This is a genomic window from Gilvimarinus sp. F26214L, from assembly GCF_054401055.1.
This window is the reverse complement of sequence record NZ_JBTIYG010000008.1, coordinates 51675-76393: the sequence shown is the minus strand read 5'-3', so window position 1 is coordinate 76393 and position 24719 is coordinate 51675. Positions and strand designations below refer to the sequence as shown.

The following is a 24719-nucleotide window of genomic DNA, read 5'->3' as shown; positions in this document are numbered from 1 at the left end:
CGCGAACTGTATTGAATGAATTGACAAGGACACTTCCCATGGCAAAGAACCTTCTGGTTGTTCCCGCATCCCGAGAGGCAGGGCTCACTTCAGTGTGCCTGGGACTGCTCCGGTCCTTGCAACGGGTCGGGGTCAGCGTGGGTTTTTACAAGCCTTTCAGCCAGTCCGTAAATCGGGGCGAGTTGGAACACAACGGCAGCCGGGATTCGTCGGTGGCCTTCGCACGGGATCGCAGCGGACTGGAGCCACCGGACCCTCTGTCCCTGAAAGAGGCCCAGCGCCTGCTCAACCGTGGCCAGTCCGACCTGCTCATGGAGCGTGTGGTGGGTGAATACCAGAAAGTCGCCAGCACGGTGGATGTGGTCATCATCGAAGCGCTGGGGATGGATTCGGGGGAAGCCTACATCGCCCGCCTCAATGTAGAGATCGCCCGTAACCTGGGCTCGGAAGTTATTCTGTTGAGCGCTCCGCGCAACCGTTCGCCGCAGGCAGTTGACGAGGAACTGGATTTCTCCGCCCGGTTGTTCGCCAGCCCCACCGAGAGCAACGTGGTGGGAGTGATCCTGAACAAGGTGGGCGAGCCTGAGCGCTCCGAGTTCCTGCGCCGCAACGACCCGGATCAGGTGCGGGAAGCATTCGATTACGCAGCCCAATGCAGCAGTTTCAGCCAGGGGCATTTCCGACTGCTGGCCACCATACCGTGGCAACCGGAGTTGCTGGCGCCGCGGGCATCGGACCTGGTTCGGGAACTGAAGGTGTCCGTGTTACACGAAGGTGAGATACATACCCGTCGCATTCAGCGGGTCACCGTGTGCGCGCGCAGCATTCGCAACATGATCCACACCCTCAGGCCCGGCACACTGCTGGTCACGCCGGGGGACCGCGAGGACATTGTTGTTACCGTTGCCGTGGCTGCACTCAACGGTGTGCCATTGGCCGGACTCATGCTCACGGGCGGCATGCTGCCGGACGAACGGGTGCGGGAATTGTGTCGCCGCGCGCTGGACACCGGACTGCCTGTTTTGCAGGCACACACCAACACCTATGAAACCGCTCACCGGCTTGCGAATCTTTCGACGGCCATTCCCATCGACGACCCGGAGCGCATCGAGAACGCGATGGATACCGTGTCATCGCGCATCGACGCGGAGTGGCTGCGGGAGCACTTGAAGGTTCCCCGCCAGAGCACTCTTTCACCGCCCGCGTTCCGCTACCTGGTATCCGAGCGGGCGAGGAAATACCACAAGCGCATCGTGCTGCCCGAAGGGAATGAACCGCGCACCCTGCAAGCGGCCGCCACCTGCGAGGAACGGGGGCTGGCTCATTGTGTTCTGCTGGGCGACCCGGTGGAAATCGAGGACGTAGCGGGATCCTTGGGGCTGACCCTGCCGGACAGCATTGAGATCATCGACCCGGCCCAGGTGCGTTCGAGCTATGTGGATGCACTGATCAGGTTGCGCCGCCCCAAGGAACTGGGCAGCACCCTGGCCGAGGCCATGCTTGAGGACAACGTGGTACTCGGCACCGTTATGGTTGCGGAGGACGAAGCGGACGGGCTCGTCTCCGGCGCGGTACACACCACCGCAAACACCGTGCGGCCCGCGCTGCAGTTGATCAAGACTCACGAGGGTGCGCGCCTGGTCTCGTCGGTGTTTTTCATGCTGCTTCCCCAGCAGGTGCTGGTGTATGGGGACTGCGCCATCAATCCGGACCCAAATGCTGAGCAACTGGCGGACATCGCCATCCAAAGCGCGGAGTCTGCCATTGCCTTCGGCATCGAACCGCGGGTTGCCATGATCAGCTACAGCACCGGCGCGTCCGGTCGCGGTCAGGATGTGGACAAAGTCAGAGAGGCAACCCGGATCGCTCGGGAGCGCCGGCCGGATCTGCTGATCGACGGCCCCCTGCAATACGACGCGGCCGCCATTGCGAGTGTAGCCAGGAGCAAGGCGCCGGACAGCCCGGTCGCGGGTCGCGCCACCGTGTTCATATTCCCGGACCTGAACACGGGCAACACGACTTACAAAGCCGTGCAGCGCAGTGCCAACGTGGTGAGCATTGGCCCCATGTTGCAAGGTTTGCGCAAACCGGTGAACGACCTCTCACGCGGGGCGTCGGTGGACGACATCATCTATACAATAGCGATTACGGGAATTCAGGCAGGACAGCTTGGCGGCTGAGCTCGGCCGTCCGGCACACAGCCGATGGCCGGGATTGGCAGCTTGGGTGTTTTTTTGAGGTTTGCTTTGCGAATGGGGAACGTTTGATTCGCGAGCCGAACGTCCATGTTCAGCATTTAAGGCTTGCAAAAATGATTCTTCAACAGGCTGTCAGAACGAGAATCCCAGTTGCAGGGCCGCGCCGACGGTGTCGTTCTCACCGGATACAGCCGCAATGTCCAGATTGATGACGCCAAATGGGCTCAGACCCAAACCGACAGACACGGTATCGTCGAGCACGGACTCCAGATCCGACTTGTATCCGAACCGAAGCTGCGCCCAGCCAAAGGCATCCATCTCGATACCCACACGGGCAAAACGGGACTCCTCACGGGTGATCAGGTTTGCCGTGGAGTTCGCATCCACATCCAGCGCGGCGGTCAGCCAGCTGTTGCGGTAGCCGGCACCCACGGTTACCCGCGGTTCAATGGTCACAATCCGTCCGGATATGGATTCATAATCCTCCTCCAGCGCATTGGCCAGGGTTGCCCCCAACTGCCAGTTGCCGAACGCCGCCTGCAGGCCCAAATCCACATTGAAGTTGGAGTCTTCAGTCAGATAGTCATCCGCGTCGAAGTCGTCTTCGTCGAAATTGTTCACATGGGCGACGTACTCGATGATCTCCACCTTCTGATGCTTGGGCGTCACTCCCACCGAAACAGGGCCAACCTGACGCGCGAAAGTCAGACCCGCCTCCGTCACCATGGCGCCCAGCGCCATTACGGAGCTGTTAAGGTCATCTGAGTCAAAGGGAGTCATGGACCCGACCGCATTCTCCAGCAGGGCAATGTCGCCCTCGTCCACCTGGGAAATCACCCCCACAGACATCTGGGATCGGCCAAACAGCCCCACCGAAATCAGATTGGTGGGGATGTTCATGTAAAGGCCTGCACCGGCCTCCACCACCGCGGTCTTGCCGCTGATTTCCCGGAGCTGAAAAATGACCTCGTCCACCTCGGCCTGACCGATCAACTGTCCGTCCAGACGGTCCAGAGCATCGGTGAGGTCCTCCGCGTTATCCAGCAGATCATCCTCATCCGAGCCCAGGGCTCCCCCATTCAGATGAAGATTGAAATCGTCGTTTCCCTCAAAGGTGGCCAGGGCCGCCGGATTGAGGTTCATACCCTCCAGGTAGCTGGAAGTGGCTACGCCGGTATCCGACATAGCAGTGGTTTTGCCGTTAAACGTATTGGCCTGGGCAAAACTGCCCGTGGCAATCAGCAGGATGGAAGCTGCAAGCGTCTTCTTGACCATCAGTAGTCCTTCGATCGAATAAAACTGTGACCTGAGTCGAAAATCTGCCAAAAAGTTGGCATCCAAATAAGCATAACTGCGATCAGCCAAGTCGCCAGTGCCTTAACAAAACGAAACGTAGCTGCCAGAACGCCTCTGACCAGCCGCTGCGTTGTGGGTCCTGATGGTTTGTGATAGGCTCGCGCGCTTTTTTTTGGGCAGTACTCCGTGACGATCACCCCGCCTTAGCGCACCCGCTTCCCCGTTAGTTACATATCCCACTGAAAACGCCCTCGGACCCGCAGCCGCCCGGAACCTTTGCATCCGTGGCTGAGGGGGAGTCCGCATCTTTGCGGGCCCTTGAACCGAGCAAGCGCCGCTGTCCGGCGCATCCCAAACATCAGGAATGAACATGCTGGAAACCTGGAAACGAGACTGGATCGGAAATATCAGAGGCGATTCCCTGGCGGGAATCGTGGTAGCTCTTGCGCTGATCCCGGAGGCCATCGCCTTCTCCATCATCGCCGGAGTGGACCCCAAAGTGGGGCTTTATGCCTCCTTTTGTATTGCGGTGGTGGTCGCCTTCACCGGAGGCCGCCCCGGGATGATTTCGGCGGCCACCGGCGCCATGGCCCTGTTAATGGTCACGCTGGTCAAGGATCACGGTCTCCAATATTTGCTCGCCGCCACACTCCTGACCGGCGTGCTGCAGATCGGCGCAGGCTTTCTGAAATTGGGCAGCCTGATGCGCTTCGTGTCCCGTTCGGTGGTCACGGGCTTTGTCAACGCGCTGGCGATTCTCATCTTCATGGCTCAGTTGCCGGAGCTTACTGATGCAAGCTGGCCGGTCTACGCCATGACCGCGGCGGGACTTGCCATCATCTACCTGCTGCCCCTGGTCCCCTTTGTGGGCAAACTCCTGCCTTCGCCCCTGGTCTGCATTGTAGGGCTGACGGCCGTAGCCATATTCATGGGGCTGGATATTCGCACCGTCGGGGACATGGGCGAGCTGCCGGATACTCTGCCGATCTTCCTCTGGCCCGAGGTCCCCCTGAATCTGGAAACCCTGGCCATCATCTTCCCCTATTCAGTCGCCCTGGCGGTGGTGGGTTTACTGGAATCCATGATGACCGCCACCATTGTCGATGACCTCACCGACACCAACAGCGACAAGAACCGCGAGTGCAAGGGCCAGGGCGTCGCCAACATTGGCGCCGGTCTGATGGGCGGCATGGCGGGCTGCGCCATGATCGGCCAGTCCATTATCAACGTAAAGTCCGGCGGTCGCGGGCGCCTGTCCACCTTCACGGCAGGGCTGTTCCTGATCATCATGGTGGTCTTTCTCGATGAGTGGATCCGGCAGATTCCCATGGCGGCTCTGGTGGCCGTGATGATCATGGTGTCCATCGGCACCTTCTCCTGGGAATCGCTGCGAAATCTGAAAACTCATCCGTTGTCGTCAAGCATCGTTATGGTCTCCACCGTCGTGGTCGTAGTCGCGACCCATAACCTGGCCATCGGCGTGCTTGTGGGAGTCCTGCTGGCTGCGTTGTTCTTTGCCAACAAGATCGGCCGTTTCATGCTGGTCAGAAGCGCCAGCGAGGACGAAGGCGCCCAGCGTCGTTACACCGTTGTCGGCCAGGTGTTTTTCGCGTCGGCCAACAGCTTTATTGATGCATTCGACTTCAAAGAGGTATTGGAGCGTGTCATCATTGATGTGTCGCAGGCCCATTTCTGGGACATTACCGCCGTGTCCGCGCTGGACAAGGTGGTGATCAAATTCCGGCGCGAGGGAACCCATGTGGAAGTAATTGGCATGAACGAAGCGAGCACCACCATCGTGGATCGCTTTGGGGTTCACGACAAACCGGAAGAAGTGGAAAAACTGCTGGCCGGGCATTAACGATTAGCGGGAATGAGGAGACAATAATGACAAAGGCCGTGCTCACCTGTATTGATGGTTCCGCCATTTCCACTGCCGTCTGCGACTCCGGAGTCTGGGCCAGCCAACGGCTTCAGGCGCCGCTGCAGCTCCTGCACGTGCTCGACAAATCCGAATACCCCACCACGGAGCCCGCGGGAAACCCGAATCTTTCCGGCAACATCGGGCTCGGCAGCCGCGAACACCTGTTGGAAGAGCTGATCGCACTGGATGAGCGGCGCGGCAAGCTGGCTCTGGAACACGGCAAGCACATGCTGGATGCCGCTGCCGCTCGCGCCGGGGAGCACGACGCCCTCGAGGTTTCCAAACTGCAACGCCATGGGAGCCTTGTGGAAACCCTGTTGGAACTGTCAGAGAGTACGCGCCTGCTGGTCATGGGCCGGCTGGGCGAAGGGCACGAGAACGCTGTACACAGTATCGGCTCGCATCTGGAAAACGTGGTGCGCACGGTGGATCGCCCCATCCTCATCGCCGTGCCCGAATTCAAGTCACCCCGGTGCTTCATGATTGCCTACGACGGCAGTGCCACCTCGGAAAAGGCTCTGGACATGGTCGCGTCCAGTCCGCTGCTGAAGGGCCTGGCCTGCCACCTGATTATGGTGGACACGGAAACCAGCGAGCGCCAACGACAGCTGGACGCAGCAACAAATAAGTTAACTGAGGCCGGGTTTGAAGTTTCCGCTCACATTCTCGAAGGGGATGTGCAGGATGTGCTATTGGGTTATCAGCGCGACAATCACCTGGACCTGATCGTAATGGGGGCTTACGGCCACTCGCGCATTCGGCAGTTTTTTGTGGGCAGCAACACCTCCAAGATGATCAGCAACAGCGAAGTGCCGTTACTGTTGCTGCGTTGATAATGCCGAGATACCCCAGCCCTGGCTCAGGGAAAGTGCGGAAACAATACCGCCCCTGTCTCCAGCCAGGTTTTCAGCCCTGACAAGACCGCCGGCCAGCTGTAACTGACCCCCTGATACAAACGGCTGCCGGGCTCGAAGCCATTATGTTCGAGGTTGAGCCGGGTCTGGCCCATGTATTCGCTGATTTCGATCACCACCCGGGACGGCGGTTCGTGCTTCTCCAACCCGACGCTTTCACCCTCGTACTCCGGCAATTCGTCATCGGCCAGGAACCGAACGGTGAAACAAAGCCGGCGGGGTGCTTCAGCCGCCAACACCTCTCCTTCCCATTCCACTTCGCCACCGTCCCGAACCAGCTTCAACGGGGAGCCCGGTCGCCAGTCAGACTCCATGTGACGACCACCCCAGTAATGCCGGTGATGCTCACCGGTGGTCAGTGCCTGCCAGACCTTTTCCGGTGTACTTGCGATATAGATGACGTAGTTGAAATGCGGTCGCTCCATTACCCTCTCCTCGAAACGCGTATGCGCTTTGCCAGGGGCGAGTTAGGCAAGGCACTACCGCTCTGTCAAGACCGGCCGGGAAAGAATGGCGCAGGCCTCCATGTACAGGCCACGACAGGAGCTCGGCTCCTGTGGAGCCCCCCCACTGGTGCTTACCTTCGTATTGCACAAGCGCGGCCATTTCCAATACTCTTGGAGCCACCATAAGGACGTCAGGAACAGCCATGAAAAGGATCTGCATATTTGCCGACGGCACCTGGAACTCACCTGAGCAGGGCGGTGCCACCAACGTGCTGCAGATGGCCCGAGCGGTGATGCCCCATGTGGATGGCGTCGAGCAGATCGCCTTCTACGATTGGGGCGTCGGGACGGATCGCAAACAGCTCAGCGGCGGTATCCGCGGTGAAGGGATCGACAAGAACATTCAGGATTGCTATCGCTTCATCGTTCACAATTACAACGCTGGCGACCAACTCTACTTCTTCGGTTTCAGCCGCGGTGCCTATACGGTGCGCTCCCTGGCCGGCTTCATTCGCAACGCCGGGCTGTTGAAGCGCGAAAACGCCGACAAGATCCCCGCCGCCTACAAACTTTACCGCAAGCGGCCCGCCTCCAGCGGGCCCAACAGCGCCCAGGCCAGGCAGTTTCGCAAGCGTTATGCGGTGGCGGACCTGACCCACGTGGAATTCGTGGGCGTATGGGACACTGTGGGAGCGCTGGGCATTCCGGTGCCGTTCTGGGGAACACTGGGGGAGCGGGACTTTCTCTTCCACGACTGCGAACCCAGCAAAATAGTCCGACACGCCCGGCACGCGCTGTCCATCGATGAGGATCGGGAGGACTTTACCCCAACCCTCTGGACTCCAAAGGAAGGGCTGGACCTGAAGCAAGTCTGGTTTGCGGGCGTTCATTCCGACGTGGGTGGAGGTTACCAGGACGGACAGCTCAGTCATTGCGCGGGTCGCTGGATTCTCAAGGAAGCGGATGCCTGCGGGCTGACCTTCGAGCCCCACTGCCTTAAAGTCAGCCGCAATACCGCCTTCGACAAACAGCACAACGAGCGCAAGGGCATCTATCTGGCGCGGGGCAAACATGTTCGAACGATCGAAGGGCCGCTTCATACATCAGTAAAGAAGCGCTGGGACAGAAACGCCCATGGATATCGCCACAAAAGTCGCGCCCTGCGCAGTCTTCTGGACAGCGTCGATGGAGATTGGTCAAAGATCGAGGTTGTGGATTGACGCCGGACCCGGCCCGCAGCCTGTCACCCGTGTACACCTGCCACCAAACTGCTCTTACCCCAACAATGTGCGGAGATGAAAATGAAACCAGATTTCAAGCCCGGGCGAAATATCGCCATGAAGGTGCCCTCTCACGAGTATGATCAAACCCTGCGTTTTTATCGCCAGGTACTCGGATTCAAAGAGCTCACGCCCAACGATGCCACCGGGAACCACACACCTCGTTTCGAGTTCGGCGACAAGGTCCTCTGGCTGGACCGGGTGCCCGGTATCAGCCAGGCCGAATTGTGGCTGGAGGTGGTAACAAATGACCTGGACGGGGCAGCGGATTACCTGAAAGAGAACGAGTGTGCTCGCCGCGACGAAATCGAACCGCTGCCCGAGGGATTCAGGGCGTTCTGGTTGTCCAGCCCGGCCAATATTATTCATCTCGTTTCCGAATCCGATCCTGCCAATCGATGATTGGAACGCAGCCGAATGCGCCATCCGAACGGCTCTGCCAGGCTTATTACCACGTTGGGCCGAGCGCATCGCAAGGGCCAGCGCCGTGTTCAGCGTCGTGGTCCTGACCAACAGAGGACCGGCCGACCGCACGCCCTACATCACTTGAATAGGATCTGACCCCATGAAGAGAATACTCACCTGCTTGCTATGCGTGTGTGCGTGGCCGGTTGGAATTGTTTCCGCGGACGCCGATCCCCGCGAACCTTCGGCGCAAAGCAGTATCCCCGAACTCGAAATAGAAAAACTGGACGAGACCACGTTCTTACATCGGTCCTTCAGCCAGGTGGACGGCTTTGGTCTGGTGGAATCCAACGGCCTTGTGGTGGTGGATGGAACCGATGGTTTCATCGTGGACACCCCCTGGTCGGGGGAGGATACCGAAAAGCTCGTGAGCTGGTTTTCAGATCGGGGCTACACCATCAAAGGCAGCATTTCGACCCACTTCCACGACGATCGTACAGCCGGTATCGGCTTTCTCAATTCCCGATCCATCCCCACCTTTGCCTCCGCCCGCACCAACGCGCTGCTCGAGAAAACGGGGCGCACGCCGGCCCGGCACTCATTCGATGACGACATCGTCCATTTGCTGAACGACAGACTCGAGGTGTTCTATCCAGGCCCCGGGCACTCGCGGGACAACCTTGTGGTCTGGCTGCCGGACAGCCAAATCCTGTTCGGCGGCTGTTTTATCCGCGCGAAAGAGACCGACAACCTGGGCAACCTGAGCCACGCAGCCGTAAACGCCTGGTCGGGCTCCGCGGACAACGTGATCGCCCGATACGGCAATGCCAGGCTGGTCATCCCCGGACACGGCCCGGTCGGAGACGCTTCGCTGTTGGAGCATACGCGGGCCCTTGCCGCCCCGCATGCTACGGACCGCCGGCGAACCGACGCAGAAGAAACCCCGCGGTAGAGTGCCCCCCTGCCACCACACTGCATCTTGCCCGGAGTTTATCCATGAGAATCTGGGACATCGATCCGGGATATCTGAATCGCCAGAGTCTGCTGGGCGAGCACCGGGAACTGCACGGGATTGTGTCCATCATCGTGAATCGCAAGCGAGGATATGCCCGTCATCCGGAAACCCTGCGCTGGGAGGGGCACGGCTGGGCCCTGAAGATGCGTCACCGACAGATTGCCTGCGAGATGATGCTACGGGGATACCGGGATCGAACGCCTGTAGCAACCCGGTCCGGCTCGGGCATCTGGCCCGAGACATTCATCGACTCGCCTTCGCGCCAATTCGAACTTCTCCGGGAGAAGTACAAGGGCAAGCAGGATGGACGGATACCGCTGCCCGCGACTGCGCAGCAACTCTGGAGCCAGCACAAATACTCGGCGCTTGCCCGCAATCAGGGTGTGTACAGACAGATTGGCCGTGATCTGGCGGAGTCGCGGATCGACTTCGCCGAGCTGTCCCTGCTACTCACCCGCATCCTGAGACAGCAACCGACCGAGGGCGGGATTCAAAACGCGGTCCAGCATATGTGGGGATACGTCGCCGACGACGCGGCCCAGGCGGACACCTCCGTAAGCCGCTGGTCCCTGCAGAGACTGTTGCGCGAGACCCAGCAGCGCGCCATGGCCGGTGCTGCACCCTACATCAAGACGTCCACAGCCCTGGGCGAGCTGATGGCATGGCTGCCGGCAGCACGCTGATCTTTCCACCAGCGGCGGGTATTCCGCCCCGCGTGCGGCAGCCCCCTGTTCAGCGCGCGCAGTGACAAGCCGGGGGTTCTCAGGCTGCGGGTGGGTTCGATTACTTCTGGTCACATCCCCGAGCCGAGTTATCACATCTACAGTGATTCAGCGTCGGACTGGTTCGTGCTTGATGACAGGTGCCCGCGCTACCCGCGGCAGAAAACCTGAACCACCGGAGCTCCCATGATCTCGTCTTCTCTGCAAAAACAGCTGATCGGCCTCGCCGCCTGGCTTGCCGTCAGCTTTGTGGCGGCTACCATCGGCGCCATCGCTTCCATTCGTGCCGCCGCGTTCTACGCCGAGCTTCGGCGACCGGACTGGGCCCCGCCCGGCTCCGTCTTCGGTCCGGTCTGGACAACGCTTTTCATCATGATGGGTATTGCAGCCTGGCTCGTTTGGCGTACCGCCGGCTTCGCGGGTGCGAAGCTTGCCCTTACGCTGTTTCTGGTGCAGCTCGCGCTGAACGCACTGTGGAGCTGGCTGTTCTTCGCCTGGCACCTGGGTGGCCTGGCCTTCGCGGAAGTTCTGCTGCTGTGGCTGCTGATCTGCGCGACGGCCATTGCCTTCGGGCGCATTTCCCCCTGGGCAGGTGCCTTGCTTATTCCCTATCTGCTGTGGGTCAGCTTTGCAGCCGTGCTCAACTACACGGTGTGGCAGATGAACCCCCAATCCCTGGGTTAAAGCGTCCCACCCGTTTCCCGGCGATGCTTCAGTGGAGACGATCCCCCTGCAGCACGTGGGGCTCCAGCTGCATGCTCACTTGTCGCTTGCCGAGGAAGCGGGTTGCGCCCCGGTAACGCCGCTCGCCGGTGACCGTGAATTCAAACTGGAAGCGCTGGAGGAGAGTGATGGCTCCCGAGTGCCCACGCGCGGGCCGCACCGAGGTCAGAACCACACTTCCATCCAGGAACTGCACGCCCATCTCGCGGCAGTGTCGTTTGGCGGCGCTGAGGGCCAACTCGCGCACGGACAGCATATGGAACCAGATGATGACAGCGCTCACTGCTGCGGCGCCGATGAGGAGTTCGGGCATTGTCTGACTTCGGTGAAGATCGGAACTTCATGATACACCCGCCCCGCTGCAGGGAGAAACCAAAACGGTTCACAGAGTCACCCGCGATGGTGTAATGTTCTGCGTCCTAAGGCATCTGCTTTGCCGCCGTCATCAAGGAGAGTGAAATGTACCGCCTTCGCCGATCGCTTCAGGTCGTCACCGCCCCCCTTCTGCTAACCGCCTCGCTTCCCCTGCTCGCCGCTGAGGACTCTGTACAGCGCATTGTGGTTTTCGGAGACAGCCTGTCCGACAGCGGCTTTTACTCCGAGGCTCTGGGCTTGCCCGCCGGAAGCAGCTTTACCACCAATCCCGACCCGGTGGCACCGGAGGTGTTCAGCACCGAGCTGGGCCTGCCCCTGTCGGTGGCTTACGGAGAGGGCGGCAGCAATTACGCCACGGGCGACGCGCGCGTTCTGGAAGAAAACGGGGCCAGCATACCGATTGTCCGGCAGATCGACGCCTTCCTTGGGGCCCATGAGCGCTTCAACAAGCAGGATCTTGTCTACATCCAGGGCGGCGGCAATGACTTTTTCGCCTTTGCCGGCGGCGGCCCCTCGAACGTGCTGACCACCGCGGCCGACCGACTGGCGGATCAAGTGGCCCGTGTGCAGGCTGCCGGCGCAGAGCGGATCGTGACCATGGCGGTACAAACGGGCGGCAACGCGGGCCTCATCCTCTTCAATGAACGGTACGAACAAGCCCTCGCGGCGCGCCAGGTTAATGCCCTGTATTTCGATACGGACGCCCTGTTCAACGAATTGGTGGCGGACGCGGGAGCGTTCGGTTTCACTGCGATTCTGGAGCCCGCCTGCGGCAGCGTCGGCTCCCTCACCTGCACCCAGGCCGACTGGGTGAGCCCCGATGCCAACGAAACCCACCTGCTTGCCGATGACGTTCATCCGGCGGGAAAGACCCAGCGGATTCAGGGGCAAGCCATTGCCAGCCTGGTGCGGGCGCCGGAGCAGATCGGCCAGCTTGTCTATGGCGGACAGAGCCTGTTCCGAAGCCACCGCGATATTCTGGAACCTGCAATTCGCCGGGGGCTTGGACAGGAAGTGGGCACCAGCGCGGTGTTCGCCGACGTGGGTTATCAGGATTTTAAAACCGATGGCTCCGCGCAGATCGTGCGCCTGGAAGAAGATGGTGCGATGGTGAATCTTGGCGTGGACCACCGCGCTCATGAGGACACCAGCTACGGCATCGCCCTGACCCTCAGTGATGGTGAAGGGGAGTTTGAACACTCACAGGGCGATTACAACGTGGATGCCCTCAGCGCTCTCTTTTACGTTCAGGGCGATGCGAACGGGTTGCACCTGCATGCGGACGCAATGGTGGGCCGCGCCCGCTACGAAAACCTCACCCGCAGCGTGCAGTTGGGGCCCGTGTTGCGCGAGCACGAAAGTGAAACCGATGCGAGATTCTTCAGCCTGGGCGCAGGCGTGGGCAAAACATACCCTCTTGGCGATGGCGTTGCTTTGGTGCCCCGCATGGGCGCCATCTTTGAGAACCTGAAGGTGGACGGCTTCCATGAGGATCAGGCGCTATCCACCAGCGCCCGCTTCAGCAGCCAGGAGCTGCACAGCTTGCGCGGCCTGGCCGGAATCGAGCTCAACGCCCGGATTATCGATTCGCTCCGCATTTATGTGGAGGCCCAGTTCAATTACGAGTTCAAGGATGAAGAGCGCAAGCTGACCCTGCTGCCCTACGGCGCCCCGGTCAGCTACCGCACCGAACTGTACCAGCCGGAGCGCGGCTACGTGCGCTACGATGCCGGTTTGGAAGTGCAGCTCAGCCCCGGGGCACGGCTGCGGGCCGGAGTCAGTGGCGGCGACCGGGAACACCTGGAGCGCACCGCCGCCTTTCTGGGTGTAAGCCTGCAGCTCTGACGTAACGTGATCTGCTTGAGCACGGTTTTTGTGCAAGGTGAGTCGCGGCTGCTTCGCTCCGGCTTTATCAATTGCCTGCCAGGCTTCGTCACCATCCCGTCGCGGATCTTGAACCCGCCCTACACCTGGGACGACGAGCGGCGGAAGCGACACTACAGTTCGTCCGCGGTCGACACCAGCGTTCGAGGCGGCAAGCAGGCGCTCATCCGCGGAACGCCCCGGATTTACAAAATGCGTTGGAGTTGCGGGATTCGCCGCAGACCGTCGCTGATGCTGAAGCTGAGTATCAACCCGATTAGTGAAGCGGCCGCGAATTTCACTGCCGCTGTCAGCGTCGTTAACTCGAGAGCCTCCTGCAACACATAAATAACGAGGATGTGGATCAGATACACGGCAAATGCGTTATCGGACAGGCGTTTAAGGACGCCGCTTCGCCGGTTCCAGAATTCCCGCGCCACGACGGGTATGGCGGTACAGAATCCCACACCGATCACAGCCTCCTGAAGCAACCAGAGCCATTCAGGCAGCCATTCCACTTGCCGGGTGAAAGCAACTGAAGCAGCCGCCAGCACGCCGGCGCCACCCCAGATAACTGCCCGCTCAATCGGCATGGATAACAACCATCCACGACGGCTGGCAATCAACCCGATACCGAAGAATGCAATGTATTGCGGCAATCGACCGATTTCTATCGGCATCAACGGAACGACCTCGACCCAGATACCGAGAGGAATCCAGTGGCGGACCAGACCGTTAACCCCCCCCAGAATGATCGTAAAAAAAAGCAAGGCAACATGGGATGGTGCTTCTGACTTTTCGTTGTGGGACATTGCCTCGATTGTCAAAAAACGCCGTGCGGCGGAAAAACGTCCCATTACGTACCGTCCAACCAAATAACAAAGAGTGAAGAACAAGAGCAGGGACACAAACCACAGGTGAGCGACTTCGAAATCCGCTCCGCCGATGTAATCGACGATCATGTATCGCCAAAAATTACCGGTAATACCATCGGCCCAATAGGTGATCGGGCCAAATACCGCAACGACCATAAAAAGCAACGGGACACCGAGACGAATCAATCGGTCGCGAAGCAGGCGCCTTGCTCCCTTGCGGTCCAGCGAAGTGGGAAGAAAATAGGCCGATATCATAAAGAAAAGACCCATAAAAAACGCGCCATTCACATCGAAGATCGGACCTAGAAAATTCAGACGCTCCCCGGCCTGAATGGGCCAGTAGTCTGTGGGGCCATAAGCCTGGCCCGCATGGTGAATCACAACGAGCGAGATCAGGGCTACCTTGATGTTATCGAGAAAATACAAACGCATCGTGCCGTCCGCCCACCTGTCTGACTACTGGAAATTGCAAAGCGAAGTTGTATCGCAGAAATTCACGGAAAAGTTTTAACTTTCGTTAAGATCGGCACGCCGGTCGTTACATTGCCAGCGACTGTCAACTGAACATCTTGGATGTGTAAGAATTGGCACGCACCGCCGGGTAAAAAAATGGGGCGGTATCGCGGCGTCGCCTTGCCTTTTTTAACATTTCCGGCGTTATTCGGGCGCGGCGGGAGGGATACAATACCGCTCGGTCAGAGATTGGGCGCGATGTGCATCCGCCGTCGCCATGAGCGAGCGTGATCGCCGCTACTCCCAGGCACGACCTGGAGCCACCACTCTCGCAATAGCAACGACAGGGAGAACTTTGATGTCCACGAAACCCATTCAAACCGCAATCAGCCGCCGCAAACTCCTGCAGGGCAGCGCCCTTGGCGGGCTCGCATTGACTTTGCCTGTCTCAGTCTCCGCTCAGACCAGAGGCCCCGTCGTAGAGACCAGCGCCGGCAAGCTGCGGGGCGCCGAAGCCGGCGCAGTCAAGGTATTCAAGGGCATTCAGTACGGGGAGCCGCCCCGGGGCGCCCGGCGCTTCAAGCCGGCCGGTCCCGCCCAGAGCTGGACCGGGGTGCGAGACGCCCTGGCCTATGGGCATTGTTCGCCCCAGGGGCAGTCCATGGAGCCCGAACGCACTCCCCCCAACGGCTTCTCCCTTCAGGGGCCCAATGCAACCTTTTCCGAGGATTGCCTCTATCTGAACGTGTGGACCCCGGGCTTTGAGGGCAAACGTCCGGTGATGGTGTGGCTCCACGGGGGCGGCTTTTCCTCCGGCTCCGGTGGCTCAATCCTCTACGACGGTACCAACCTGGCGGGCACTCAGGATGTGGTCGTGGTCACCCTCAATCACCGCCTCAACGCCTTCGGCTATCTGGACCTGGCCGAGCTGGGCGGCGAGGAGTACGCCAACAGTTCAGCGGCGGGCATGCTGGACATCGTTCTGGCCCTGCAGTGGGTCAGGGAGAACATTGAACGCTTCGGTGGCGACCCGAATCTGGTCACCATCTTCGGGGAAAGCGGTGGTGGCCGCAAAGTAAGCAACCTGATGGCCATGCCGCCGGCCCAGGGGCTCTTTCACCGGGCCATCGTCCAGAGCGGCTCCCAGCTGCGCTCGGACACTCAGGAAGTGGGGACTCACCGCGCCCGCCTCTTCCTCGAGGCTCTTGGCCTTGGGGACGGGGACTTGGGCAAACTCAAGGACATCCCGCCGGAGAAGTTGCTGGGCGCCATGCGCCGCGCCTCCGCGGTCATGGGGCAGTTCCGGCCCACCGTGGGCTCACCGGCCCTGCCGACCCACCCCTTCGACCCCAAAGCGCCGGCAGTCTCCGCCTCGGTTCCCATGATGATTGGCACCAACGAAACCGAGGTCTCCTTCTTCATGAGCCGCGACCCGCGGGTAATGAAGCTGGATGACGAAGGAGTGATTGCCCGGATTGCGGACCTGGTGCCCCCCGACCAGGCCGCCAACGTGTATGGCGTGTACAGGAAACTGCATCCGGAGCTGCAACCGGCGGAGATTCTGTTCCGGGTGGGGACCGACCGGGGCTACTTCCTGGACTCCACCATTCAGAGCGCGCGCAAGGCCGAACAGGGCAAGGCACCCGCCTTCCTCTACTCCTTCGAGTGGGAGCAACCCCTCGGCAACGGCCGCACCCATGTGCCTCATGGCTCGGAAATCGCTTTTGCCTTCAACAATGTTCATCTGGCCCGTGGCGACAACCCGGAACCCCTGGCGGCAAAAATGAGCCAGGCCTGGGCCACTTTCGCGCGCACGGGCGACCCGAGCACGGAAGCAATTGGCCGCTGGACCCCGTACAATGCCGACACCCGCCCCACCATGGTGCTGGACAGGACGTGCCGAATGGAGAATGACCCGCGCGGCACAGAGCGCGAACTGATGCTTTCGTTCGGCTCCCAGCAGTACGCGGAACAGGAAATTGCGCCCTTGGGGGCGGAGATGCTGAACGGGCAATAGGTTGCCGGTTCACAGACAAGGGGGCCGCTGGACCCGCCAAAGGCGTTACCGCTCGCGGTGACGTTTAACCGCGCGGATTACAGCGGGCCCGCTTTCGGGCCGGGTCGGGCTTTTCCGATCCGGCGACTCCAACACGCAGCAGTAAAGCGAGTAACAATGACTGTAGACGAATTACTTGCACAGGTTCGACAACACCCCGAGTCGGTTGAATTCGACCAGGTGATGAAGGTCATCGACGACAATTACGAATACCAGCCGACTCCTTTCAAGAACGGCGAAATCATCAATGAGGCGGGGAAGAACGAATGCTCCTGCAAGGTTTTCTATTTCGCACAACTCAACAAGCTGAGCGAGGCAGAGACCCTGGCGTTGTTTGGAAGTTATTATCGCGACGATGTCATGGGCAACCCGGCGGGTGAGGATCACCTGAACATCCGCAACTTCATTCTCGACGGCTGGACGGGCGTTCGCTTTGCCGGTGAGGCCCTGACGGCACCTCGCCTTCATTGACCCCGGGTCATTGACGGCCCCCTGAAGCGGACCAGCCCCGATGTTCCCCATTCGAGACGACAATCCCCACTTCCTCACGCCCTACGTGACCTACATTATCGTAGCCATCAACGGGGTGTGCTGGTTTCTGCTTCAGGGCTTTGGCACCGAGCCACAGCTCTCGTCCTCCGTTTGCCATTACGGTCTGATTCCCGCCGAACTGCTCGGTACGCTTCCCGAGCAGTTTAGCCTGCAACTGGGCCCCAATCGGTATTGTCAGCCCGGTGACTCGGCGGCCTGGTACACGCCCCTGAGCTCCATGTTCATGCACGGGAGCTGGTTTCATATTCTGGGCAACATGTGGTTCCTCTGGATCTTCGGCAACAACGTGGAAGACGCCATGGGACACGTGCGATTCGCCGTCTTTTATGTGCTGTGCGGGCTCGCCGCCGCTGCCGCCCAGGCGGCCACTGACCCGGGCTCGCCCATACCAATGGTGGGTGCATCCGGCGCCATCGGCGGCGTGATGGGCGCCTACATCCTGCTCTACCCCCGCGTCCACGTGCACATGCTGGTGATCCTGGGCTTTTTTATCACCACCGTGGCGGTGCCGGCGGTACTGATGCTTGGCTATTGGTTTTTCCTCCAGCTGATCAGCGGCGTGTCCGCCTCGGAGGAGGGCGGCGGAGTGGCCTTCTGGGCCCATGTGGGCGGGTTCGTTGCGGGAGCGATTCTGGTCCTGGTTTTTCGGGACAGAAAATTATTGGACCGGCACCCCTACCATGGCTGGAACAAGCGCTCGCCCACGCGCAGTTGGCAGCGAACCAACCGCCGCTGGCGCTGACCGAACATCAAAAAATATGCTGCAACCCGGGGCGTTCCAGGCCCAACTATTTTCGATGGAACACGAGGTAACAAAATGCACCACCGAACCTTCTCTCTCCTGACCGCCGTGGTAGTAGCATGCCTGTCGACCGGCACCACTGCGGACCCGCGCGACGCCGATTCCATTTTTGACAATTATTGTTTCTCCTGTCACGGCACCGGCTGGGATAACGCCCCGGTGCTGGGCGACAGTTTCGCCTGGGACGAGCGCAAGGAAAAAGGTCTGGACGTTCTTTTGAAGAACACAGTGGAGGGTTTCAACACCATGCCACCCAAGGGCAGCTGCGCCGACTGCACGGAGGAGGAACTGAAGGCAGTTGTGGAAATGATGATTGCCGAATCCTGAATCCTGTTAACGCCTATTATAAAAAAAGCGGCGTTCTAACGAGCAAGAAGGCCGGCCCGGACCGGTCACAATAACCAAGGGCAAGTTTATGAAAGCGATTTCCCCGCGCCTGGTGGGCGCCGCTCTGGGGCTGTTGTCCCTCAGTGCCTGTTTCAATCTCACTCCGGAACACAACACCACTGCCGCCAGCGGCGAATGGCGCAGTTACGGCGCGGACGGCGCCAGCAGCAAGTACACACCCCTGGAGCAGATCAACGCAGGCAATGTTGCGCAACTGCAGCGGGTCTGGACCTGGGAGAGTCCGGACAACACCTTGCAGGGATCCGTCACCCGCCAGCGCCCCTCCTACTTCAAACCAACCCCACTGATGGTGGACGGAAAGCTCTATGTAAGCACGGGATTGAACGTGGTGAGCGCCATCGATGCGGCCAGCGGCGAAACCCTTTGGGAGTTCGACCCCAAAGCCTACGAACAGGGCCGCCCGGCCAATTCCGGCTGGCAACACCGTGGTGTAAGTTACTGGGAAGATGGCCAGGACAAGCGGGTCATCATCACCACCGGCACCGGGGAGTTGATTGCGGTGAACGCGGAAGACGGCCAGCCCATCGAAAGCTTCGGCGATCACGGCAGAGTGGATTTGCAGGCAGGCATCACCCGCAATGAGCAGGAGCGACGGCTGATCGGCTACAACTCGCCCCCGGCGATTGTCCGGGACACCGTGGTGGTGGGCTGCACTGTCGCGGACGGTGTGCGAACCCTGGAGATGCCCACCTGTCACCTGCGGGGCTTCGACGTACGCACAGGCGAACAGCGCTGGACCTTCCACACGGTGCCCCAGACCGGGGAACCGGGCGTGGAAACCTGGGAAGACGATGCCTGGCGTTACAGCGGCAATACCAATGCCTGGTCCATGATGAGCGTGGATGAGGAACTGGGCTACGTCTACGTGCCCACCGGCACCCCCACCAACGATTTTTATGGCGGCCACCGGAAGGGCGACAACCTCTACGGCGAGAGCCTGCTGTGCATCGATGCGGAAACCGGTAAGCGGGTCTGGCATTTTCAGACGGTGCACCATGGGCTGTGGGACTACGACCTGCCGGCGGCACCGAATCTCGTGGACATCGTTGTGGACGGCAAACCCATCAAGGCGGTAGCGCAGGTCAGCAAGCAGGGCTTCACCTACGTGTTCGACCGGATCACCGGCGAGCCGGTCTGGCCGATCGAGGAGCGTCCGGTGCCCCAAAGCACCGTACCCGGAGAGCAGACCTCGGCCACCCAGCCCTTCCCCACCCAACCGCCCGCATTCGCCCGGCAGGGAATCAGTGAGGACGACCTGATCGATTTCACGCCAGAGCTGAGGCAAAAAGCGCTGCAGATCGTGAAGAATTATCAACTGGGCCCGCTCTACACACCGCCGAGTCTGCCCGACGCCGAGACGCTCGGAACCTTGCAGATGCCCAGCGCCGCAGGTGGCGCCAACTGGGGAGGCGCGGGCTTTGATCCGGAGCTGGGCTATCTGTTTCTGCAATCAGCAAATCAGCCCTCGTTCACCCCCTTGCAGGCGGGAAATGGCCAGGAAGGCTCCGCCCGGTACTTCGGTGGCGGCCGCACACCGGACATCAGTGCGCTGGAGGGACTGCCCCTGACCAAACCGCCCTATGGTGCGGTTACAGCGATCGATTTGAACAAAGGGGAGATTGCCTGGCAGGTTGCGCACGGCGATGGCCCGCGCGACCATCCGGCGATCCGTCATTTGGACCTTCCGCCATTGGGCGCCTCCAGCCATTCGTTTTTGTCCTCGGGCGGACCATTGGTTACAAAGACGCTTCTTTTTATCAACCAGGTCCAGCGGGAAATTGAGAGCCCGGCATTTTCCAAAACAGAAAATTACCTGCGGGCCTTCGACAAGAAAACGGGCGAGGTGGTCTGGGAACACCAGATGGATGTGGCCCCATTCGGCACACCCATGTCCTACCTTCACCAGGGGCGGCAGTACATTGTTGTAGCCACCGGTGGCGGTGGCGCGCCGGCGCAGTTGGTTGCCTATGCACTGCCCGATGCTCTCAGTGTGGCCGAGTAACCTGATTGGATCGCAGTCTGCTAATGACAAGACGTCGATCAGGGGAGACCACTCCGTTCGAGGCCGGGCTCCCCGTTTCAAAAACGCGTGAATACATCCCTGTAGCTCCTCACCGCTTCCCTGCCGTTAGGGTTTTGAAACGGGGAGCCCGGCCTCGAACTGGCATCGCGCCAGTTTTTGAGATGGAATCGTTCGTTGTGACATTCTTACACAAGAACGTTGGCACAAATCTCTCGAACGTGGGTTCGCCCGGCTCTGCCGCGACCTTCACCAGCAGGGATGCTGGTGAAGAGCCCCCAGGGATGGGTTCACGGCGTGTCGCGGCAGAGCCGGGCGAACCCGCGTTCCGGCACCATCGTCTCCGTTCAGTCCAGGCGAGCGGGTATATAACCAACACAGCATTTTTACTGAAGTTTTTATTGCTGGGTCTGGCGGGCCTGAACATGCTGATATTTCATTTTTTTGTGCAGCGGTCCGCAAAAGGTCTGATTACTCGAGCCGGTTCCTTGACGGAAACACCCCTTGAGGCAAAGCTTAGCGCTGTAATCTCCATTGGCTCTGGTCCGGCATTATGCTCATGGGGCGCTGGATCGGCCATCTGGTCTAGCAGATGGCCGCCGGCGGAGCGGACCCGGAGCCGTACCATAATAACGAGGAAGTGTCCGATGTCCCTCTATGTCGTCGCCGCATTCTGGCTGGGCGCGCTGGCTTTCAGCCTGCTGGAAGGTAAGCGCAAGCTGCCGCTGCTGTCCTTCGTCACCGGCCTCGCCACCCTCTGGCTGGCCCACAATGGCGGGCAGGAGCTGGTGGCGCTTTCCATCCTTTCCGCGCTGGCGGTGATTGCACTGCTCGGCAGCAAGGTGGGCAGCATCAAGGCCAGTTAGCAACAGGCTGCTGGAGCCCCGACCCGCTAGCCATTGCCCACTGGCAATTTGCGCTCCCTTTCCCCACAATCTCATCCCACTCCCGACTACTGCGAGAATTACCGCCATGGCTGACCCCTGCCCCTGTGGAAAGGAGAAAAGTTTCGATGCCTGCTGTGGCCGCTTCCTCAGCGGCCGCGACCTCCCGCGGACGGCGGAGCAGCTGATGCGCTCGCGCTTCAGTGCCTACGCACTCGGGGGGTACGGCCAATACCTCCTGGATACCTGGTTTCCGGCAACGGCCGCTGGGTTGAGCGAAGAGGTGCTGTCCGACCGTCAGCTGCGCTGGGAAAAGCTGGAAGTTCTGAACAAGTCTCAGAGCGGCGATCAGGCCAGTGTTGAGTTTAAAGCCTACTATCGCCCGCGGGCGTCAGCGGTCGGGGCGGAAGGCAACCTGCAAGTAATGCACGAACACTCCGAGTTTCGGCGCGTTGCCGGGCGCTGGCTGTACGTGGGCGGCCAGGTTGATCCGGAAGCCGACTAGCAGACGACGGCCACCGGCCCTCTCCAGCCCATATCCTCTTCGTCTGCCGGAATGCCTCTTGCAGCAACTGAGCTTCCCGCTTGTGTTTACACGCCGATATTCACCTTCGTTCTGCTGCTGGCGGGTCCATCAGTGCGGGCAGCGGGTATACTCGGCGGACACAGGTCAACTTTCCGGCAGTTGTGAGCAAAATGGGAAAGTCCAGAAAAGCGCCCGGAGTCCAGAGCTCGTTCCCGTGCGAAGCGCTGATGGATGCGGCGCCATTCATGATGGCTGTGCTGGAAGGTGACGACTGTGTCTTGCGCTACGTCAATCGACATCTGTCCGCGATGGTGGCTCATCGAGATCTGCTGGGCCGGCCGCTACAGGATGCCCTGCCGGAACTGCGGCGCCTGCTCCCCGTTCTGAAGCGCGTGCGCGAAGCACGGGGAGCAGGCGATCTGTCGCCCTCTCCGTTTCGTTTTTCCGTGGATCAGAGTGGGCAGTCAAACACCGCCGACTGGAGCCTCGACTGGGTCGTCCAGCCACTGATGAGCGATGACGGCGTTCCGCTGCTTGGCCTCTACTCCCAGGGCATCAGCGAAAACGCTCCAGCCAACATCGGGTCCCTGCTCGCACAGGACCTGCGGCGCATGTGTCAGCTCTCCAGCAATCTCCTGGTCGTGGTTGGACTCGACGGGCGCTATCGCCGCATCAGCTACAGTTTTACCGAGCTTCTTGGCTGGACCGAGGAGGAAGTCCTCGCCAGCCCCTCTTCCCTTTTCGTGCACCCTGACGACCGCGACCACACCCGCCAGGAAACAGACCGGATCAAGCAGATCCACGGACCACAGGACTTCGTCAACCGGCTGCTTCACAAGGATGGCTCCGCACGCTGGATTGCATGGACCAGCACCACGGTTGCAGAGGAGGGGGTGATTTACGCGGTCGGCAGAGACGTCAGCGAATCCCGTGCGTCCGACGAGGCACTGCGCCACGAAGCCCGGCCCAACGCCTTCCGCATAGCGCTATCCGATGCGATTCGTCCGCTGGAGCGCTCGGAAGACATCCAGCGCATTGCAACCCGGATTATCGGCGAACACTTCGGGGTGTCCCGCGCCAACTTCGCAATCGTCCACGATGAATGGGCCATTGTGGAGGAGGAGTACGCGAAGGATGCGCCCAGTATGCTCGGCTGTTACCGCATCAGCGCCTTTGGGCGGATCTTCAATCGGGACTCCGCCTCGGGCCGCACGCTGGTCGTCAGGGAAATCGAGAAGGATCCCCGACTCACTGCGGAAGAAAAATCCGCGTACCGTGACATACAGGTTACCAATCTGGTGGTAGTGCCGCTTATACGGCGGGACCGGCTCGCCGCAGTTCTCTCAGTCAGCGGACCGGAACCAAAAGAGTGGTCCGACCAGGAAGTGATGCTGCTGGAGGAGGCCGGCGATCGCATCTGGAACGCCATGGAGCGCGCCGATGCGGAAGAGGCCATGCGCAAGAGCGAAGAGCTGTACCGCCTGATCAGCCGTGCCACCAATGATGTGATCTGGGACTGGGACCCGGAATCCGGCCGACTGAAGTGGAACGAGTCGCTCCGATCACAGCTTGATCTGGAGCCCGAAGACATGCCCACCCTCGAGGACTGGTATGAGAGGGTGCATCCGGATGATCGCGCACGGGTCCGGGACAGTTTTCGCAAAGCGGTGGAAAATCAGCACGGAACCTGGAGCGAGGAATATCGCCTGAAGCGCAAGGACGGCGGTTATGCCAGCCTGCTTGATCGCGGCTACCTGGCCCGGGACGAAAACGGCAAACTCTACCGCATGATCGGCGCAATGCTCGACCTGACGGAGCGGCGCCAGGCGGAGGAAGCGCTGCGTACCCTGAATGCTCAACTGGTCGAAAGCGATCGGCGCAAGGACGAATTTCTGGCGATGCTCGCGCACGAGCTGCGCAATCCGCTGGCCGCCATTCACAATGCGGTGCTGTTGCTGGGTCATACCGTTCAGGACCCACGCAGCCAACGCTACCTGGATATTCTGCAGCGGCAAAGCGGCCATCTGAGTGGTCTGGTGGACGACCTTCTGGACGTATCGCGGGTGACGCGCGGCCTTATCATGCTCAAACAGGAACGGGTCAATCTGGCAGCGGTGGCCGGTCAGGCGCTGGAAAGTGTACGCATCCTTCTGGAAAACAAGGGGCACGTGCTGGATCTGCAATTTCCTACCGAAGCGGTGGACGTTTACGGCGATCCCGTTCGCCTGGAGCAGATCCTGGTCAATCTGCTGACCAATGCGGCCAAGTACACGGACCCGGAAGGCCAGATCCAGCTTCGAATCTCCGCGAGCGACGGATGGGCGCAAGTGAGCGTCAAGGACACGGGGATTGGAATCGCGCCTGAAATGCAGCAGCGGATCTTCACTTTGTTTGGTCAGGCGGAGAGAGGACTGGACCGCGCCCAGGGGGGTCTGGGCATCGGGTTGACCATCGCGAAAACATTGGTGGAGTTGCATGGCGGCACCATTGAGGCGCACAGCGCAGGGCTCGGCAAAGGTGCCGAGTTCATAGTGCGCCTGCCCCTGGCGGAGCGAGTGGACGCGGGACCGAAGGAAACGGTCGAATCACCGCGGACCGATCAAAGTCGCAAACGCATTCTGGTGGTTGAGGACCACCCCGACGTTGCGGAAACTCTGGGACTGCTGCTCACCGAGGCAGGCCACAGGGTGACGGCGGCGGACACAGGCCCAGCCGCCCTTGAAAAAGCCGACAGCTTCGAGCCGGACATCGTGCTGCTGGATATCGGGCTGCCCGGGATGGATGGCTATGAGGTGGCACGGCGCATGCGGGAAAACCCGCACACCCGGGGCGCGGTGATTGCGGCTCTTACGGGCTACGGCCAGTCCAGCGACCGGGAGCAGGCCCGGGCAGCCGGCTTCAACGCCCATTTTGTCAAACCGGTGAACTTCCGGGCACTTTCAGCCTTTATCAACAGTGCGCATTGAGAACAGTGCCCATTGA

General features: G+C 60.5%; 21 protein-coding genes. 17 read left to right on the top strand and 4 right to left on the bottom strand.

Annotated elements, in window-relative coordinates:
- Nucleotides 1–38 precede the first annotated feature (38 nt).
- A complete protein-coding gene (pta, locus tag ACURWW_RS10645) occupies nt 39–2180 on the top strand; it encodes a phosphate acetyltransferase (RefSeq protein ID WP_445617285.1) in 2142 nt (713 codons plus the stop codon).
- A 150-nt stretch (nt 2181–2330) separates the two neighbouring features.
- On the opposite strand, the gene traF is transcribed toward pta, so the two are convergent.
- A complete protein-coding gene (traF, locus tag ACURWW_RS10640) occupies nt 2331–3473 on the bottom strand; it encodes a conjugal transfer protein TraF (protein ID WP_445617286.1) in 1143 nt (380 codons plus the stop codon).
- A gap of 391 nt (nt 3474–3864) precedes the next feature.
- Here traF and ACURWW_RS10635 point away from each other — a divergent pair, with 391 nt between their 5' ends.
- A complete protein-coding gene (locus tag ACURWW_RS10635) occupies nt 3865–5355 on the top strand; it encodes a SulP family inorganic anion transporter (RefSeq protein WP_445617287.1) in 1491 nt (496 codons plus the stop codon).
- A gap of 26 nt (nt 5356–5381) precedes the next feature.
- Nucleotides 5382–6251: a universal stress protein gene (locus ACURWW_RS10630; RefSeq protein ID WP_445617288.1), complete on the top strand. Its 870-nt coding sequence runs from the start codon at nt 5382–5384 to the stop codon at nt 6249–6251.
- A gap of 26 nt (nt 6252–6277) precedes the next feature.
- Here ACURWW_RS10630 and ACURWW_RS10625 read toward each other — a convergent pair whose 3' ends face one another.
- On the bottom strand, nt 6278–6757 hold the full coding sequence (locus tag ACURWW_RS10625; protein ID WP_445617289.1) for an SRPBCC family protein: 480 nt from the start codon (nt 6755–6757) through the stop codon (nt 6278–6280).
- A 224-nt stretch (nt 6758–6981) separates the two neighbouring features.
- On the opposite strand from ACURWW_RS10625, the gene ACURWW_RS10620 reads away from it, so the two are divergent.
- The 5 genes from ACURWW_RS10620 to ACURWW_RS10600 all read left to right on the top strand — a co-directional run bounded on the left by ACURWW_RS10620 (nt 6982) and on the right by ACURWW_RS10600 (nt 10884).
- Nucleotides 6982–7998 carry a DUF2235 domain-containing protein gene (locus tag ACURWW_RS10620; protein WP_445617290.1) on the top strand — a complete coding sequence of 339 codons (1017 nt, stop codon included), beginning with the start codon at nt 6982–6984 and terminating at the stop codon, nt 7996–7998.
- An 81-nt stretch (nt 7999–8079) separates the two neighbouring features.
- Nucleotides 8080–8460 (top strand): VOC family protein, encoded by a 381-nt coding sequence (locus ACURWW_RS10615; protein WP_445617291.1) that lies wholly within the window; start codon nt 8080–8082, stop codon nt 8458–8460.
- A 163-nt stretch (nt 8461–8623) separates the two neighbouring features.
- Complete coding sequence (blaDIM, locus tag ACURWW_RS10610; RefSeq protein ID WP_445617292.1) at nt 8624–9415, top strand: DIM/SIM/IMP family subclass B1 metallo-beta-lactamase; 792 nt, start codon at nt 8624–8626, stop codon at nt 9413–9415.
- A gap of 44 nt (nt 9416–9459) precedes the next feature.
- Nucleotides 9460–10161, top strand: a complete 702-nt coding sequence (locus ACURWW_RS10605; protein ID WP_445617293.1) for a DUF1722 domain-containing protein — start codon at nt 9460–9462, stop codon at nt 10159–10161.
- Nucleotides 10162–10386: 225 nt separating this feature from the next.
- Nucleotides 10387–10884 carry a TspO/MBR family protein gene (locus ACURWW_RS10600; protein ID WP_445617294.1) on the top strand — a complete coding sequence of 166 codons (498 nt, stop codon included), beginning with the start codon at nt 10387–10389 and terminating at the stop codon, nt 10882–10884.
- Between the two features lie 28 nt (nt 10885–10912).
- Here the strand turns inward: ACURWW_RS10600 and ACURWW_RS10595 are convergent, their stop codons facing one another.
- Nucleotides 10913–11236 carry a DUF3301 domain-containing protein gene (locus tag ACURWW_RS10595; RefSeq protein WP_445617295.1) on the bottom strand — a complete coding sequence of 108 codons (324 nt, stop codon included), beginning with the start codon at nt 11234–11236 and terminating at the stop codon, nt 10913–10915.
- Between the two features lie 146 nt (nt 11237–11382).
- On the opposite strand from ACURWW_RS10595, the gene ACURWW_RS10590 reads away from it, so the two are divergent.
- On the top strand, nt 11383–13143 hold the full coding sequence (locus ACURWW_RS10590) for an autotransporter domain-containing protein (RefSeq protein ID WP_445617296.1): 1761 nt from the start codon (nt 11383–11385) through the stop codon (nt 13141–13143).
- 224 nt (nt 13144–13367) lie between these two features.
- Here ACURWW_RS10590 and ACURWW_RS10585 read toward each other — a convergent pair whose 3' ends face one another.
- A complete protein-coding gene (locus ACURWW_RS10585; RefSeq protein ID WP_445617297.1) occupies nt 13368–14468 on the bottom strand; it encodes an acyltransferase family protein in 1101 nt (366 codons plus the stop codon).
- 379 nt (nt 14469–14847) lie between these two features.
- Between ACURWW_RS10585 and ACURWW_RS10580 the strand changes: the two genes are divergently transcribed.
- The 8 genes from ACURWW_RS10580 (at nt 14848) to ACURWW_RS10545 (ending at nt 24703) form a co-directional block, all read left to right on the top strand.
- Nucleotides 14848–16506, top strand: a complete 1659-nt coding sequence (locus ACURWW_RS10580) for a carboxylesterase/lipase family protein (protein WP_445617298.1) — start codon at nt 14848–14850, stop codon at nt 16504–16506.
- Between the two features lie 156 nt (nt 16507–16662).
- On the top strand, nt 16663–17016 hold the full coding sequence (locus ACURWW_RS10575) for a HopJ type III effector protein (RefSeq protein ID WP_445617299.1): 354 nt from the start codon (nt 16663–16665) through the stop codon (nt 17014–17016).
- A gap of 40 nt (nt 17017–17056) precedes the next feature.
- Nucleotides 17057–17839 (top strand): rhomboid family intramembrane serine protease, encoded by a 783-nt coding sequence (locus ACURWW_RS10570; protein ID WP_445617300.1) that lies wholly within the window; start codon nt 17057–17059, stop codon nt 17837–17839.
- Between the two features lie 75 nt (nt 17840–17914).
- Complete coding sequence (locus ACURWW_RS10565; protein ID WP_445617301.1) at nt 17915–18226, top strand: c-type cytochrome; 312 nt, start codon at nt 17915–17917, stop codon at nt 18224–18226.
- Nucleotides 18227–18314: 88 nt separating this feature from the next.
- On the top strand, nt 18315–20309 hold the full coding sequence (locus tag ACURWW_RS10560; protein ID WP_445617302.1) for a pyrroloquinoline quinone-dependent dehydrogenase: 1995 nt from the start codon (nt 18315–18317) through the stop codon (nt 20307–20309).
- A gap of 665 nt (nt 20310–20974) precedes the next feature.
- Complete coding sequence (locus ACURWW_RS10555; protein WP_445617303.1) at nt 20975–21193, top strand: hypothetical protein; 219 nt, start codon at nt 20975–20977, stop codon at nt 21191–21193.
- 106 nt (nt 21194–21299) lie between these two features.
- Entirely contained in the window at nt 21300–21716 is a 417-nt protein-coding gene (locus tag ACURWW_RS10550; protein WP_445617304.1) for a YchJ family protein, read from the top strand.
- Between the two features lie 191 nt (nt 21717–21907).
- Nucleotides 21908–24703: a PAS domain-containing protein gene (locus ACURWW_RS10545; RefSeq protein WP_445617305.1), complete on the top strand. Its 2796-nt coding sequence runs from the start codon at nt 21908–21910 to the stop codon at nt 24701–24703.
- Nucleotides 24704–24719 lie beyond the last annotated feature (16 nt).

Bases quoted from the DNA above. Each gene is read 5' to 3' on its own strand.
- ACURWW_RS10625 (WP_445617289.1), bottom strand. From the start codon at position 6,757: ATGGAGCGACCGCATTTCAACTACGTCATCTATATCGCAAGTACACCG.
- ACURWW_RS10565 (WP_445617301.1), top strand. From the start codon at position 17,915: ATGCACCACCGAACCTTCTCTCTCCTGACCGCCGTGGTAGTAGCATGC.
- ACURWW_RS10560 (WP_445617302.1), top strand. From the start codon at position 18,315: ATGAAAGCGATTTCCCCGCGCCTGGTGGGCGCCGCTCTGGGGCTGTTG.
- blaDIM (WP_445617292.1), top strand. From the start codon at position 8,624: ATGAAGAGAATACTCACCTGCTTGCTATGCGTGTGTGCGTGGCCGGTT.
- ACURWW_RS10550 (WP_445617304.1), top strand. From the start codon at position 21,300: ATGGCTGACCCCTGCCCCTGTGGAAAGGAGAAAAGTTTCGATGCCTGC.
- ACURWW_RS10595 (WP_445617295.1), bottom strand. From the start codon at position 11,236: ATGCCCGAACTCCTCATCGGCGCCGCAGCAGTGAGCGCTGTCATCATC.
- ACURWW_RS10570 (WP_445617300.1), top strand. From the start codon at position 17,057: ATGTTCCCCATTCGAGACGACAATCCCCACTTCCTCACGCCCTACGTG.
- pta (WP_445617285.1), top strand. From the start codon at position 39: ATGGCAAAGAACCTTCTGGTTGTTCCCGCATCCCGAGAGGCAGGGCTC.
- ACURWW_RS10630 (WP_445617288.1), top strand. From the start codon at position 5,382: ATGACAAAGGCCGTGCTCACCTGTATTGATGGTTCCGCCATTTCCACT.
- ACURWW_RS10575 (WP_445617299.1), top strand. From the start codon at position 16,663: ATGACTGTAGACGAATTACTTGCACAGGTTCGACAACACCCCGAGTCG.
- ACURWW_RS10600 (WP_445617294.1), top strand. From the start codon at position 10,387: ATGATCTCGTCTTCTCTGCAAAAACAGCTGATCGGCCTCGCCGCCTGG.
- ACURWW_RS10615 (WP_445617291.1), top strand. From the start codon at position 8,080: ATGAAACCAGATTTCAAGCCCGGGCGAAATATCGCCATGAAGGTGCCC.
- ACURWW_RS10585 (WP_445617297.1), bottom strand. From the start codon at position 14,468: ATGCGTTTGTATTTTCTCGATAACATCAAGGTAGCCCTGATCTCGCTC.
- ACURWW_RS10620 (WP_445617290.1), top strand. From the start codon at position 6,982: ATGAAAAGGATCTGCATATTTGCCGACGGCACCTGGAACTCACCTGAG.
- ACURWW_RS10545 (WP_445617305.1), top strand. From the start codon at position 21,908: ATGGGAAAGTCCAGAAAAGCGCCCGGAGTCCAGAGCTCGTTCCCGTGC.
- ACURWW_RS10590 (WP_445617296.1), top strand. From the start codon at position 11,383: ATGTACCGCCTTCGCCGATCGCTTCAGGTCGTCACCGCCCCCCTTCTG.
- ACURWW_RS10635 (WP_445617287.1), top strand. From the start codon at position 3,865: ATGCTGGAAACCTGGAAACGAGACTGGATCGGAAATATCAGAGGCGAT.
- ACURWW_RS10605 (WP_445617293.1), top strand. From the start codon at position 9,460: ATGAGAATCTGGGACATCGATCCGGGATATCTGAATCGCCAGAGTCTG.
- ACURWW_RS10555 (WP_445617303.1), top strand. From the start codon at position 20,975: ATGTCCCTCTATGTCGTCGCCGCATTCTGGCTGGGCGCGCTGGCTTTC.
- traF (WP_445617286.1), bottom strand. From the start codon at position 3,473: ATGGTCAAGAAGACGCTTGCAGCTTCCATCCTGCTGATTGCCACGGGC.
- ACURWW_RS10580 (WP_445617298.1), top strand. From the start codon at position 14,848: ATGTCCACGAAACCCATTCAAACCGCAATCAGCCGCCGCAAACTCCTG.